Origin of the sequence: Arthrobacter cupressi (assembly GCF_900099975.1) — a bacterium.
GTDB classification, from domain to species: Bacteria; Actinomycetota; Actinomycetes; order Actinomycetales; family Micrococcaceae; genus Arthrobacter; species Arthrobacter cupressi.
Window position 1 is genome coordinate 61,382 of the sequence record NZ_FNEI01000006.1, and the last position, 14,161, is coordinate 75,542.

Below are 14,161 nucleotides of genomic sequence, written 5' to 3' on the forward strand. Positions count from 1 at the left end.
ACGAAGGGAACGAAAGAATGAGCAACGCAAAAGACGTTACTGACGCAAGCTTTGGCACCGATGTCCTGAACGCAGACAAGCCGGTCATTGTGGACTTCTGGGCAGAGTGGTGCGGCCCGTGCCGCAAGCTGGGCCCGATCCTCGACGAGATCTCCGTTGAGTATGGTGACAAGGTGGACGTCGTCAAGGTCAACGTTGACGACAACCCCGCCATTGCTGCCGAGTACGGCATCACCTCCATCCCCGCCGTCTACCTCTTCAGCGGGGGAGAAGTGAAGAACACCGTCATCGGCGCCAAGCCGAAGCAGTTCTTCGAGAAAGAATTCGAAGCGGTCCTCTCCTAGGGAATTTCCCAGGTCAATCCGCTGAAGCCGGCGGCCGTTGCTCATCGGAGCAGCGGCCGCCTTTTTCGTACCCTGATTGCAAGGCGTTCGTGGCGTCTACTGGCCATTTCCGGCGAACAGGGGTGGGCAGCTGGCGAACCGGGTGGGCAGCTGGCGAACCCCACCCCTGTACTGCTGCGCAGATAAACCATCTTCTGTTTCAAGCAGGCTCCCTGCGTCAGGAGCGCCCCCGACAGGGCAGGACTTTTTCGGGGCGCCCGTACATGGCTAACCGGGCGGTACCGGCGTCTGGAATCCGCCTGTCCTCGCTGCCGGTACCGCCGCCGAAAGAGTTTCACGTGAAACACCAAGGCCCGCCTTCGCGATCCCTTATTCACGGCGATTGTTTCCGGCGTCTAGAGCCCGTGAACCGAATAGTCGCCTTTAAGGGCGGATCCAGCAGAGCTGAGACACTCATCGGTCGACCGGCCGATTGCAGACCTCGATCTTCCTCGTAGAACACTTAACGGCATACTTCACGCTCGCCCTCAGGGTTTCCTGATCCGCTCCCACTTTGCAGCAGATACTTGGGTTGCCAGCCTCGCCATGCCCAGCGCGGTCCATAGGCTGAACACATGCGAGGAAGCCGGCAGCGATTATCTGGCCTTGGTCGGCAGTAACCGGCCCGTCCGACTACCGTCAGATTCCAACCCCTCCCAGTGGCTGTAGCGGAAACGGCGCCCAGATATTGGGTGTGTTCCGATCCTTCGACCGAGCTTCGGCCCCATTTCGGCCGCTTAATCAAGGCGTCTACCGGACGCTGACCCGCCGGTGGTGAATGCGGTCTTAGTGCCCAAGTCCGCCGTACGAGCTCCCGTCCTGCGCGCCAGGCCCCCTGAATGTGTCCGCCCTGACCGCTTCAGTCAGGCTGCGTGCTGCGAATGACTGTTCCGCACACAAGTGCATGGTCCTGTTCCGGGCTACTTGAGAACCGGTGCAGAGGCATAACCCGAACGTGGTGCGGGGCTTACCGAGTCATGAAGCTCGAACTCGTTGAGATACCAACCCGGCGCCTAGCCTCTTGCCCAACTTGCTGTGCCCCGGGGATCACTCCGGAGCGACATTAATGCATCCACCGGCTCGAATGGGTTCAGGAATTCGGGGGAGGATCGTAGCGCCCAGTCTAGATACTCATGCCCACCCGCTATCTGTGGAGGCGCCGTCATCGTGTCCCTTCTGTCCTCGTGAGACGCGCACTCGGTTGGAGCTACTCCCAGGGCGTGGTCAGCCTGACTTTGCACAGCCTCACGAGTATTCGCAACGTTTCACACCGAGAGTTCCTCAAATCCTGCACCGCCTAAGTCCGTCCGCCTCCACATCCCGGAGCGCGTGGAATCCCTGTTCAATCTTCCTGCAAGACTCGTGGACAGTAGGAGTATGGAACTCATCCAGCATTCCGAACTCCGCTCTTTCTGTGATCAGCCAGCGTCGGAAACCCTCCCGGTCTTCTTTGCCATAGGCGGCGGCCCTTCCTTTCTTCGGTCCCCAATCGGACTCACGAAATCTGGCCAACTGCACCGCATGCTCGACGCGAGCGAGGCAACACTTCTCCAGTGTGCCCACAGGTCCGCCAGGCTCCTCGAGAAGGTAGAACGTTACGAGCGTCTGACCTGTCCCAATACGAGCAAGCAGGCGACGTTGCCTACTGGCCCCCCAAACGACCCCACCCAACGCTCAGGTCGGGGTTCCCAACTGTACCGTCCGGAGCACCCGCACATTGAGGCCCGCCAGTTCGTCGACCCCTGATGCTCGGCCCCCGCAAGGCCGCCGTTGCGTCCAGCATTCTATGTGCTGAAGCCGATGGGAATCCGTATCTGCCGGCGGCCTCACTTGGATACGTGGAGGCAGAACTCTGTTTCACGTGAAACACGAATCTTCCGCGCCGGACCCCTCGCGCCACCAAAGTGTCCGCCCAGCCAAATTGCTGCGCAGCTGTCGGCCTACGATGGCACCGCAGGCTGACGCAATCCACCGCCGGGCTTGCGTCCCGGAAGCGGTGGTGATGCCCGGTGCATCAAAACGGGCGCCGAGCACCGAGCACAGCGGGACCGCTTCCTTCGAGCGCCTGGAGTGGCCAGATCCGCGAAGACCGGGCACTGCCTTGGTTGCTCTTGAGCCGAAGGTCGTACCTAATCGTGCACCCCCGCACGACTTTCAATCCCCCGCTATCTGCCCTTCCGGGAGGCGTGCTGGGGGTACGTCATAGCTATCCAGGCCTCGGAATAGCGGGCGCCCCGCGAGTTGGCTACCGGCGCGCGAGTTGGCTACCGCCCCGCGAGTTGGCTACCACCCCGCGGGTTGGCTACCGGCCCGCGGGTGGCTACTCACGGCGGCCCCCATCTGCGGCTAGCGGCCTAATGGCCCAGCACGCACAGCGCCGGACGTCGGCCCCACCGGCGCGGGAGTTGCCGTGGAACCTACCATCCGACATCGACGCTAACGGCCGTGTAGCGAGTCGTTGTGTTTCACGTGAAACTGCGAGGTGTGGCCAGCCCGTCAGTGCGTGCCACTTCGGGAGGCGCCCTCAACCGCCATGCTCACCGCTGCTTGGGTAGCCGCTTGGAACAGGATGAAAAGGATTAGCGGCAGGCAGCTTGCCTCGTGCCCGCACACCGCACGACATAGATCTTGATCCGGGAAACCGCTCCTTACAGCCACCCGGCAGAGCCTCCGCAGCTCAGCGGGAAGAAGCCGACAGTGAGTGGTCTGTGCATGCCGACACCTGCTACGGAAGCGCCAATTCGGCAAAGCCGACGGGTCCGAGGTTGACGTAGAAGATACCTCCCGAGAGGCGTGCGCGTGGCGAACTACCGGCCAACGGCATCACCGGAGCGCGCGCCGCTCGACTCAACCTTCGGCTGCCTTCTTCGTTGTGAGAGGTAGCGAGCATCCACCGGGCCGGGGTAGGTAGGCCCGCCTAACGCCGCGGGAATTCGTCACTACGACGAGGCCCCGCCCGATCGATTTCCGCACCAGGTACAAGCTAGACATCCGATGATGCCAGCGAAACGTACCTGCGCCTGCTCGGGATGACGCATCTCACGAAAGAGTTATCCACCAGCGGCTGCAAAGTTATGCACAATGTTATCCACAGCCGAATGCACAGGTCACTTTAAGGGGGCTCCGTGGCCCCCGAAGACGAGCCAGGAACATCGAGGTATCAACTGCGAGTAGGGCTGGCCCGAGTGCTTGCGGGAACGAGCAACTGAATGGATCTTTTACCCTGAAGGGCGCGAAATTCGCCCAAAAGAGGCTCCAAGAACAAAAGATTATCTCCTCTCTGGATGTTTCACGTGAAACGGGGATAGGCAGGCAGGGGATCCGGCGCCTCACCCTCCCGTGGGGTGGGGCGATCAGGCACGTCAACCCTTCGCCACACGATGCACGCTGACCAGCAATCCACAAAGTTATCCACAGCGATATCCACCGACCGCTGACCTGTTTTCAACAACCGCAAAGCCGGCCCATGCACTCCAAAACGTCCGTCCAGTCGAGTGTAATCGTGGCGTGCAACGCAGGCGCAGGAGTCCCATGGGTGTAGGAACCTGGACTGCACCGCGGGCAGAAATAGGAGCACTCAGGAGGCAAACTCGGTGAGCCAGTTGTCAGCCTCCTGGTCACGCGACCACAGCAGGAGGACGGTCACACTCCCGCCAGCGGAAGTCAACGGCGACAAGACTGGGCGAGTCGCGATTGGCGTTTTGTCGGCGGCTGACGGTTTTTGGCGGAGCGTTCCCAGCATGCGGCGGACACACGCAACTACCCGTCTGCGCCTCCGCCAGCGGAGAGTTCAGATACTGCACAAACTTGGAGTGGACAGAGTGGCTGTCTTGGTCGATGAGCACGGTTGAAGATCCCAGCGTTCTGACCACCGGGACTCCAGGCAAAGGTGCGATCGCTCGGAACCTACAGGCGTCTCCGGTTCCAGCAGGCAGGCAAGGCGGTGCACGAATCGCAGCCTTCCAAGCTCGCGTCCTGTCAGCAACTCCATAACACGATCGGCCTCAATAGCGGTGTCAGATCTTATCCGCTGCAGGCCCATCAATACGGCTCCTGGAGACGCTCACTCAATTACCACAGCTTTTGGGCAAACAATACGATCATTTCTGGAGCCCTTACGCGAAGCCAGCCTGCAAACCCCACATCATGCATTCACGAAATCTGCCGCAGCCGGTGCAGCTCTGGTGGACCTGGCCTCGTTCGCGAGGCCAGCATGCCCGTTGCGCAACAGTGCGCAACAGCCCGTCGGGCACCACGCCAGCTACTGGTCTTCGCTGTATTGCCGTGAAGCGCTGCGAAGGCCGGAAATAGCTTGTCCACGCCTGTTGGGGGCTGCCGCTGAACCTATGTACTTTGGGCCGGAATTGGACATCTTCCGGCGTCCATGTTTCACGTGAAACGGCGCGAAAGTCCCGGGACCAGGGGCACAGCAAGTGCGTCCCCAGGCCGCGATAGAGTGCGGCGTAATCCTGGGCCACGATACAGCGCAGCGTATTCTGCCAGCCACAAGACTGCAGACCATCCGCGCATCGGACCAGGGCGTGCGCGATAGACCAACAAGAACGGAAAGACGCTGAATACAGGCATTAGAGCCAAGTGAAGAAGTTTTCCGGCGCGGGAGGCCAAAGACTAATGGGGCCTACCGCGATGAAATGGCTCCCCAACTGCAATGTGCCTGTCACGACGGCCACAGGCGCCCGCGCGTCGCCTGCGCTGCGGGTGTTTCACGTGAAACACCTGTCGTGGATCCAGGGGAGGGACCGTTGAACGAACCTACCGGCCACCCGGCCACGTGTGCCCGGCGAGGACTCCTTTTGCCACGGATTCGCCCGGGCTCGGTCGGCGCCGGCAAACCCAGCCCCAGGAGATCACGAGCCCCCCCGACGGGATCCACAGACTGGCGCCATGCCGCATTCCGGGGCCGCCACCCCGGGATGGGTCATGATGGGTCATCGAGGCCACCAAAAGGGCAGCAGAGGCGTCTCAGGGGCCCTAAGCCTCCGTGGCACCCGCGGACAGTCGGAAATCCCGGGCCGTAATAACCCCCTTCAAAAGCACAATGTCGGTGCATCCACCTCTTTGTGGACTCGCCAAGCGTCCGAACCTTAGTGCATATCGCACCCGAGAGACTCGGAAACTATTGGTTCGCGGACAGAGAGCATCAAACATGCAAGCGGTTGCGATATTCGAGGCCGATGTGAGCGCTTCGTGGGTGGAATGACACAGAAGAATCCAGCCCAGCAGCGTGCGCATAACGGTTCTGATTCATAATGCGGTTCCTGATCCATTCTCAGGGTGATTGGCCAGGTAAGCCGAACGCGGGCAGCCCGACCACCCGCAGATGACCGACTCAGTACAACCCATTTCGCACCAACGCTGGACGCGGAAGAGAATAGTCGGCAGACGAGTGAGACCGAACAACAATAGGAGGGGATCCGCCTGCCCAACGAAGCGGATTCACCGGCCCGCGCCGGGTAGATCGCCGCCACAAGCTACTCAGCCGCAGCGTCCGCCCCCGTGTAGCGTTAGACTTTCGGTGCCATTGAGCCTCGGAACGACGTGGGGCCATCGGCGCCCTATGGGGGCCACAACACGGCTAAAGCGCAGAGCTCGACACCGCAAATCGGCCCATACACACTTCGGCACCGTAGACGCGCACTGTACAGAACGCGAGAAAACTCAAGCTGGTCTGCATTGCGCCAGTTTCACGTGAATCCAAATAGCACCGCCGGCCATAACCCGCCAAGAAGATCAGTACATACACCTGGGAGAAACAAAGAAAAAGGGGCGCTTTCCCAAAAGAAAGCGCCCCTCAACCCAGCCGAGTAACTCTAGGAGTCCGCCCCCGGCGACAAAACCTCCATGATGCGGTTCAGGTCCTCAACGCTGGCAAACTCGATGCTCACGCGACCCTTGCGCGCACCAAGCGTGATTTTGACGCTGGTGTCCAAGCGGTCCGAAAGCGAGGATGCCAAGTAATCAAGGCGTTCGTGGCGGGCATTTGGCCGGGGAATGTTATTCTTCGCAGGCGTCGCGGGTTCCTGGTACAACGCAACTGCTTCCTCGGTGGCGCGCACTGACATGCCTTCGGCGACGATCTTCTGTGCGAGGCGTTCCATGGCAGCAGCATCCGGCAAAGCGAGAAGCGCCCGCGCGTGGCCGGCAGAGAGAACACTCGCGGCCACCCTGCGCTGCACCAAGGGCGGCAGCTTCAGGAGCCGCAGGGTATTGGAGACCTGGGGCCGGGACCGGCCGATGCGGTCAGCGAGCTCCTCGTGAGTGGTGCCAAAGTCTTCGAGTAACTGCTGGTAAGCGGCAGCCTCTTCCAGCGGGTTCAGCTGGCTGCGGTGGAGGTTTTCCAGCAGTGCATCACGCAGAAGGTCGTCGTCGCTTGTATCGCGGACGATTGCGGGGATGGTTTCCAGGCCGGCGGCCTGAACCGCACGCCAACGACGCTCACCCATGACCAGCTCGTACGGTTCTCCACCTTTTTCGGTTGAAGTACGTACAACAATTGGCTGGAGGACGCCGATTTCCTTAACGGAGTGAACAAGCTCCGCCATGTCGTCTTCATCGAAGACGCTTCGGGGCTGTTTCCGGTTCGGGTGGATGTCGCCGACAGGGATTTCAGCGAAGCGGGCGCCCGGCACGTCGACAAGTTCGACTTCCGCCGTCTCGGAGGCGGCAGCTGCCTTCGCGGGAGCACGGCGGGATGACTTGCTCGCCGGTGCAGGGGACGAAGAATTTTCCGCTGCTGCAGGCGCGGGTGAGGACTTGGCTGCACTCTTCGCCGCGCCGGTCTTCGCCTTGGAAGCGGGGGCTGCAGCGGAAGGAGCAGGAGCCGAATCGGCTGCAGCGGAAGCTGCCTTGGAGGACGTCCGCGCCGCGGGCTTCCTCTCCGCCACAGGACTCTCCTGGACAGCAGGACTGTCCGCCGTCGTCGAAGGCGCTTCGGAGGCGGGCGGCGCAGGAGCGGCCTTCTTCGCTTCCGGGAAGAACAGGTCTACCGGACGCGATGCTCCGGCGCCGTTTCCTGCAACACCAGCCGAAGCGGAGCTGGGAATGAGCGCACCAAGGCCTCTGCCCAATCCGCGACGCTTTTCGCTCATGTGTTTATCCCTCCAAAGGAACGGCAGGGAAGAAACCCGCCAAGGCTGTTGCAGTGTTTAGAGAAGTCTAGCGTTCAGCGATTTCCGCTGCGGCTTCCATGTAGGACAACGCGCCGCTCGATGAAGAATCATAGGTGAGCACCGTCTGCTGGTAGCTCGGGGCCTCGGAAATACGGACCGAGCGCGGCACCACTGCACTGAGAACCTGCTCCGGGAAGTGTTCGCGCACTTCGGTGGCCACCTGGGCCGCCAGGTTGGTGCGGCCGTCATACATCGTGAGTAGGATCGTCGAGACCACCAGGTCACCGTTGAGGTGCTTCTGGATCATTTCGATGTTCTTGAGGAGCTGGCTCAGGCCTTCCAGCGCGTAGTACTCGCACTGAATCGGGATCAGGACTTCACTCGCGGCGCAGAAAGCGTTAACGGTAAGCAGGCCGAGACTCGGCGGGCAGTCAATGAAGATGTAGTCGAGCCGGCCTTCGCCGTTCTTTTCCCGCTCCTTGGAGTACACGTCGATTGCCCGGCGGAGGCGCTGCTCGCGGGCCACCAGCGAAACGAGTTCAATCTCCGCACCGGCAAGGTGGATCGTGGCCGGTGCGCAAATGAGGTTCGGTACATCCGGGCAGGGTGCAATGACTTCGCCCAACGGCAGGTCATTGATCAGGACGTCGTAGATGCTGTCGACGTCGGCGTGATGCTCGATGCCGAGCGCGGTGGATGCGTTGCCCTGGGGATCAATATCAATGACCAGCACGTTCAGCCCCGCCGAGGCCAGTGCGGCAGCGAGGTTAACCGTCGTCGTGGTCTTGCCGACGCCGCCCTTCTGGTTGGAGACGGTGAAGACACGGGTCTTTTCCGGCTTCGGCAGCTTCCGCCCAAGCAGGCGTTCCCGTCGTCGGGTCTCATTAGCGAGCTGGCGGGCGATTGGGCTGGAGTCGTCGATCAAGTCCATCACATTCCCTCCACCGCTGACGGTCGTTTCACGTGAAACTATCGAGTTATCAACCAAGTTGGTGCTCATTTGCACCACGGAGCCCAGTGCGTTGGGCGCAGAGACTGCACGCGCGGACCCCAGGGAGATAAACGGGGGGATCCGCTGCGTGGAGGTTTCGCTACTGGCCACTGTCACACTCACTCTCATTCGGCGTTGGCTGCCGTTCTCTAGCCTAACGGCTCCGCCTGGGACACGCCGGACACAGCGCGGGATAGGCCTCGGAAACTAGGCGGATTTCCGCGGTTTGTCGACGAGGACCTTGACCACGGTGGTGGGCTCTTCCAGGAGTTCAGCGCCGCAAAGCACAACGCTGGTCTGGACTCCGCCGAGCTTTCGGATCACTTTGGCAGCCTTCTCAATTTCTTCTTCGGCGCTGCGTCCCTTGATCGCTACAAGCTCACCCTTGCCGTCGAGCAACGGGATGGTAAGTCCGGCAAGCTTGCTCAGCGCAGAAACCGCGCGGGCTGTCACGACGTCGGCCTTGACCAAGCCGACGGCAAGCTCGGCCCGGGTACGCATCACTGTGACGTTATCGAGTCCGAGGTCATCCACAACTTCCTGCAGCCAGATAACGCGCCGTTCAAGCGGTTCGATCAGGGTCAGCTCGAGGTCCGGCCGGGCGATCGCCAGGCAGAGGCCGGGCAGGCCGGCGCCGGATCCGACGTCGGCCACATGGCTGCCGCGGGCGATCTCCGATTCGATGACCGCACAGTTGAGCACGTGGCGACCCCACAGGCGGGGGATCTCCCGCGGACCGATGAGCCCGCGTTCGATCCCCGACGTCTCGAGGTGCTCCACATACCGGCGTGCCAGGTCCAGGCGGTCGCCGAAGATTTTCTCCGCGGCCAACAGGTCCGCTGCAGTGATGTCCGCCATGATCCTCTAGTCGGCCGAAACCACGATGTGGCGGTTGGCGCCTTCGCCTTCGGACTCCGAAACGAAGCCGAGGTCGGCGACGGCGTCGTGAACGATCTTGCGCTCATACGCGCTCATCGGTTCCAGGGCGACCGTGGAGCCGCTTTCCTTGACCTTCGCGACGGCGTCCTCGGCGATCTGCTGCAGCTCACCGGCGCGCTCCTTGCGGTAGCCGTTGATGTCCAGCACCAGGCGGGACCGGGTTTCCGTCGCCGAAAGCACGGACAGGCGGGCGAGTTCCTGGAGAGCCTCCAGGACTTCGCCATCGCGGCCGACCAGGCTCTCGAGGCCCTCAGACCCTTCCTCCGCGGCGATGGAGATGTAGGTGCGGCCATTACGCACCTCGATGTCGATGTCGCCGTCAATGTCGGCAATGTCCAGGAGTTCCTCGAGGTAGTCAGCGGCGACGTCGCCCTCTTCTTCGAGGCGGCTCGCGGCACTGCCCTTGGCGGCGGGCTGCTCTTCGGCCTGGGATGACAGGGACTCGTTGGCCAGCTCTTCGTTCACGCCTTCAGCCTTCGTCTCTTCAGTGCTTTCAACCGACATTACTTCTTCTTCCTGTTCTTGCGTTGTGGCTGGACGCGCTGACCCTTGGGCTTCTCGGGCTCGGCCGGAGCGGCTTCCTCTTCTTTCCTACCGCCGAGGACCGGCAGTACCGGCAGCCCCTTGGCGGCACGCCGTTCGGCGAGGGCCTTCGCGGCGGGGGAGCCCGGCGTCGGCATGCGGCGGATGACGAAGAACTGCTGGCCCATGGTCCACAGGTTGGTGGTGGTCCAGTAGATAAGCACACCGATGGGGAAGTTGATGCCGCCTACACCGAAAACGATCGGCAGGATGTAGAGCATCATCTTCTGCTGGCGCATGAACGGGCTGGCCATGGCCTCTTCGGACATGTTCTTGGCCATGATCTGCTTCTGCGTGATGAACTGCGACGCCGTCATGGCGAGGATCATCACGATGGACAGGATCCAAACAGAGGTTACGTTGCCGCCGGCCGGGGTGCCGTGGAGGAGGGTCGCGGAAAGCGGTGCGCCGAAGATGCTCGACTGGTCGAACTGGACCACCTGTTCGTGGCTCATTGCACCAATACCATTGCCCCGGTCCTTGGCCTGGGAGATGCCGGAGAGCACCTGGAACAGCGCGAAGAAGAACGGCATCTGGATCAGCATCGGCAGGCAGGCCGAGAACGGGTTGGTGCCGTGCTTCTTGTACAGGGACATCTGTTCCTGTGCCATTGCCTGGCGGGACAGCTGGTCGGTCTTGCCCTTGTACTTATCCTGCAGCTTCTTCAGGTCGGGCTGCAGGAGCTGCATGCCACGCTGGGCCTTGATCTGCTTGACGAAGACCGGAATCAGGGCGGCCCGAAGAACCAGCACGAGGCCGATGATGGACAGCGTCCACGTCCAGCCGTTGGCGGCCGGCAGCCCAATGAAGCTCAGACCCTCATGGAAACCGACCATGATGACTGAGACCAGCCATTTGAACGGAAACATGATTGTTTCAAAGAAGTCCATACGTTTTCCCTATTTCCTCAAGCCGCTTCCCGGCGGCCGTCTTCATCAGCCTGAGCAGCCAGGAACAGGTCCGGGTTGTTCAGTACAACAATTGTGGGGGTCTGGCCCTCGGGCCAGTGGCGGTGGCCGGCGGGGACATGGTCCACGCCGCCGGCGTTCCAGGGATGGCAGCGCGCGAGGCGTTTGGCGGCAAGCCAGCTGCCCTTGACGGCACCGTGAACCGTGACTGCTTCCAGCGCGTACGCGGAGCATGAAGGAAAGAAGCGGCACACCTGGCCGTACAGCGGCGAAATGATCCGCCGATAGGCCTTCAGCAGCAGGATGAGGATGTTGCGGGGCAGGTCCCAGAGAAAGGAAGCAAAGTTCCTTGAACCTGAAGCAAGGAAGCGGACGACGGCGGAGCCTAGCTCATGCACGCGGTGTCCCTTCCGTGGTGGTGCTGCCGGTGAAGTCCGGCAGCGGCGGCGGAACCGTTCCGCCAAGCCGTTTCCTGGTGGTTGCCAGGGCTGCATTGAAATCGCCCAGCAGCTGCTCCCAGTCCGCGGAGGCCGCAGCGGGCAGGGCCCGGACAACTACTGCCAGTCCGGTTCCCTGGTCTTTCAGCGCCAACGCAGCTGCTTCCCTCAGTCTCCTCTTAACGAGGTTCCGGGTGACAGCGTTCCCGACAGCTTTGGAAACAATGAAGCCGAACCGGCTCGGTTCATCGGCGGCAATAGTTGCCGTATATAACACTAAGTTCCGGCGTCCATTGCGGACGCCGGAACGTACTGTTGTTGAAAAGTCGGTTGAGGTCCGCAGACGATTGGGGGTGGCAAGCACCGCTTGACTCGCTTGGGGAAGGTTGACCGACGAGTCAGTTATTTACGCCGACAGCTCGACGCGGCCCTTGCTGCGGCGGGCAGCCAGGATGGCGCGGCCGGCACGGGTGCGCATACGAAGGCGGAAGCCGTGCTTCTTGGCCCGACGGCGGTTATTCGGCTGAAAAGTCCGCTTGCTCACGTTAGTTACTCCAGTGGATCAAAGGTGCGCCCACCCGATCAAAAGGGGAAGAACTGGCCGACGCTAAGTTTTTTGTGCATCCGCTCCCACCCAACCCCGGACTTGCCGAAGATACAGGTGGCCGAAAGCGGACACATAGGACTTCACAACGTTAGGGCAAAAACACGCCACCGGTCAAACCGGGAGGGCCTCAACCGGCTATCCCCAGCTGTGGCAAAGTCGCACCGGCAGCCTGTGGATGAAGTGGCTCACAGGGCCGTTTTTAGAACCACAACCATGTAATTATCCACAAGCAAGTCCCCAGCTATCTTCTAGGGAATCCATCCCCTAGAGTGTCTCAGTAGCCGATTTTCCACGGACTGTGCATAACCCTGTGGATTCGGTTGGAATCCACCCTTGGTTCGGACTTTTCGGCTGCCGGCAATTCAGGCACACACGGACCAGAGGAACCAGTTGATGACAGTAGACGAGACCAACCACGCCAATACTGTCGGAAGTTCCTGGCGCCGGGTCCTCAGCCTGCTCGAACAGGATGAGCGGGTCAGCCCTCGGCAGCGCGGTTTCGTCATCCTTGCCCAGGCCCAGGGCCTCATCGGTTCCACCCTCCTGGTTGCCGTCCCAAATGAACTGACCCGCGAGGTCCTCCAGACCCAGGTCAAGGACGCCCTGGACGACGCACTCCGGAGTGTCTTCTCGGACGACATCCGGTGCGCTATCGACGTCGACACCGATCTGGTGCCCGTCCACGAAGAGCCGGCTCCCGCCGTCGAGCTTTCCGCCGGCCCTGACGATGCCGTGGAACTGAAGCCGCAGCCGACTCCGCCCAGCACCTCCCACGAATTCGGACGGCTCAACCCCAAGTACGTCTTCGACACCTTCGTGATCGGTTCCTCGAACCGCTTCGCCCACGCGGCCGCGGTTGCGGTGGCCGAAGCGCCGGCCAAGGCGTACAACCCGCTGTTCATCTACGGCGACTCCGGTCTGGGCAAGACGCACCTGCTCCATGCGATCGGCCACTACGCCCGCCGGCTCTACGGCGGAATCCGGGTCCGCTACGTCAACTCCGAAGAGTTCACCAACGACTTCATCAACTCGATCCGCGACGACGAAGGCGCCAGCTTCAAGACGACGTACCGCAACGTGGACGTCCTGCTGATCGACGACATCCAGTTCCTCGCCGGCAAGGACCGGACGCTGGAGGAGTTCTTCCACACCTTCAACGCCCTGCACAACAACAACAAGCAGGTGGTCATCACTTCGGACCTGCCGCCGAAGCAGCTGGCCGGTTTCGAGGACCGGATGAAGTCCCGGTTCGAATGGGGCCTGCTGACCGACATCCAGCCACCGGAACTCGAAACCCGCATCGCGATCCTCCGGAAGAAGGCACAGAGCGAGGGCCTCTCCGCGCCGGACGATGCCTTGGAGTACATCGCCTCCAAGATTTCCAGCAACATCCGAGAACTCGAAGGCGCCCTGATCCGCGTCACGGCCTTCGCCAGCCTCAACCGCCAGCCGGTGGATGTGGCGCTGGCTGAAATGGTCCTGAAGGACCTGATCACCGACGACGGCGCGCAGGAAATCACTGCCGAGCAGATCCTGAAGCAGACGGCCGACTACTTCAAGCTCAGCATGGACGAGCTCTGCAGCAAGTCCCGGACGCGCACCCTGGTGACCGCACGGCAGATCGCCATGTACCTGTGCCGGGAGCTTACGGACATGTCCCTGCCGAAGATCGGGCAGGAACTCGGCGGCCGCGACCACACCACCGTGATCCACGCTGACCGCAAGATCCGCGAGCTCATGGCCGAACGCCGGGTCATCTACAACCAGGTCACCGAACTGACCAACCGAATCAAGCAGCAGCAGCGCGACTCCTGAGCCCCACTTCGACGGCCGCTGCGCCGCCACTACATACCTTATTAACAGGTGCATGTGGATAAGCCTGTGGACAGTTAAGGGGAGAACCGCGGTTAATGGGCTTAAAACCCTTAAGGCGCCTGTGGATCGTCAAAAACCGCCCTGGGGGTTGTCCACGTCCACACCCTGTTTAAAACCCAGGCTGCCCACATGCCGTGAACAAGCGTTAACCGCGGATCCGCGCGGCAGGGGGCGGTTATCCACAGTTTCCACAAAGGTTATTAACACTACTAATCCCAAAAAATCCAGATCCCTCAAACAACAATCTCCTTCCGACCGAACCACCCCGCAGCTCCCGGCCGTGCTGCGCACCGGCCGGCGCATTGAGGG

General features: G+C 61.6%; 10 protein-coding genes. 2 read left to right on the plus strand and 8 right to left on the minus strand.

The features are described 5' to 3' along the window. The first annotated feature begins 17 nt into the window (after positions 1–17). Positions 18–344, plus strand: a complete 327-nt coding sequence (gene trxA, locus BLP88_RS08780) for a thioredoxin (RefSeq protein ID WP_074588517.1) — start codon at positions 18–20, stop codon at positions 342–344. 5,870 nt (positions 345–6,214) lie between these two features. Here the strand turns inward: trxA and BLP88_RS08785 are convergent. The 8 genes from BLP88_RS08785 to rpmH all read right to left on the minus strand — a co-directional run bounded on the left by BLP88_RS08785 (position 6,215) and on the right by rpmH (position 11,914). Then, entirely contained in the window at positions 6,215–7,492 is a 1,278-nt protein-coding gene (locus BLP88_RS08785; RefSeq protein WP_074588519.1) for a ParB/RepB/Spo0J family partition protein, read from the minus strand. 67 nt (positions 7,493–7,559) lie between these two features. Further along, a complete protein-coding gene (locus BLP88_RS08790) occupies positions 7,560–8,615 on the minus strand; it encodes a ParA family protein (RefSeq protein ID WP_074588756.1) in 1,056 nt (351 codons plus the stop codon). Between the two features lie 96 nt (positions 8,616–8,711). Further along, positions 8,712–9,362, minus strand: a complete 651-nt coding sequence (gene rsmG, locus BLP88_RS08795) for a 16S rRNA (guanine(527)-N(7))-methyltransferase RsmG (RefSeq protein WP_074588520.1) — start codon at positions 9,360–9,362, stop codon at positions 8,712–8,714. Positions 9,363–9,368: 6 nt separating this feature from the next. Continuing rightward, positions 9,369–9,947, minus strand: a complete 579-nt coding sequence (locus BLP88_RS08800) for a Jag family protein (RefSeq protein ID WP_074588521.1) — start codon at positions 9,945–9,947, stop codon at positions 9,369–9,371. Then, positions 9,947–10,915 carry a membrane protein insertase YidC gene (gene yidC, locus BLP88_RS08805; RefSeq protein ID WP_074588523.1) on the minus strand — a complete coding sequence of 323 codons (969 nt, stop codon included), beginning with the start codon at positions 10,913–10,915 and terminating at the stop codon, positions 9,947–9,949. The genes BLP88_RS08800 and yidC overlap by 1 nt, the downstream gene beginning before the upstream one ends. Positions 10,916–10,932: 17 nt before the next feature. Next, entirely contained in the window at positions 10,933–11,427 is a 495-nt protein-coding gene (gene yidD, locus BLP88_RS08810) for a membrane protein insertion efficiency factor YidD (protein ID WP_074588524.1), read from the minus strand. Next, positions 11,324–11,734 (minus strand): ribonuclease P protein component, encoded by a 411-nt coding sequence (gene rnpA, locus BLP88_RS08815; protein ID WP_074588525.1) that lies wholly within the window; start codon positions 11,732–11,734, stop codon positions 11,324–11,326. The genes yidD and rnpA overlap by 104 nt, the downstream gene beginning before the upstream one ends. A 42-nt stretch (positions 11,735–11,776) precedes the next feature. After that, positions 11,777–11,914 carry a 50S ribosomal protein L34 gene (rpmH, locus tag BLP88_RS08820; protein WP_074588526.1) on the minus strand — a complete coding sequence of 46 codons (138 nt, stop codon included), beginning with the start codon at positions 11,912–11,914 and terminating at the stop codon, positions 11,777–11,779. A 456-nt stretch (positions 11,915–12,370) separates the two neighbouring features. Between rpmH and dnaA the strand changes: the two genes are divergently transcribed. Further along, a complete protein-coding gene (gene dnaA, locus BLP88_RS08825) occupies positions 12,371–13,792 on the plus strand; it encodes a chromosomal replication initiator protein DnaA (protein ID WP_074588528.1) in 1,422 nt (473 codons plus the stop codon). The last annotated feature ends 369 nt before the right edge of the window (positions 13,793–14,161 follow it).

Excerpts from the sequence above, each read along its gene's own strand:
- rsmG (WP_074588520.1), bottom strand. The coding sequence starts at position 9,362 with ATGGCGGACATCACTGCAGCGGACCTGTTGGCCGCGGAGAAAATCTTC.
- yidC (WP_074588523.1), bottom strand. The coding sequence starts at position 10,915 with ATGGACTTCTTTGAAACAATCATGTTTCCGTTCAAATGGCTGGTCTCA.
- dnaA (WP_074588528.1), top strand. The coding sequence starts at position 12,371 with ATGACAGTAGACGAGACCAACCACGCCAATACTGTCGGAAGTTCCTGG.
- BLP88_RS08785 (WP_074588519.1), bottom strand. The coding sequence starts at position 7,492 with ATGAGCGAAAAGCGTCGCGGATTGGGCAGAGGCCTTGGTGCGCTCATT.
- yidD (WP_074588524.1), bottom strand. The coding sequence starts at position 11,427 with ATGCAGCCCTGGCAACCACCAGGAAACGGCTTGGCGGAACGGTTCCGC.
- trxA (WP_074588517.1), top strand. The coding sequence starts at position 18 with ATGAGCAACGCAAAAGACGTTACTGACGCAAGCTTTGGCACCGATGTC.
- BLP88_RS08800 (WP_074588521.1), bottom strand. The coding sequence starts at position 9,947 with ATGTCGGTTGAAAGCACTGAAGAGACGAAGGCTGAAGGCGTGAACGAA.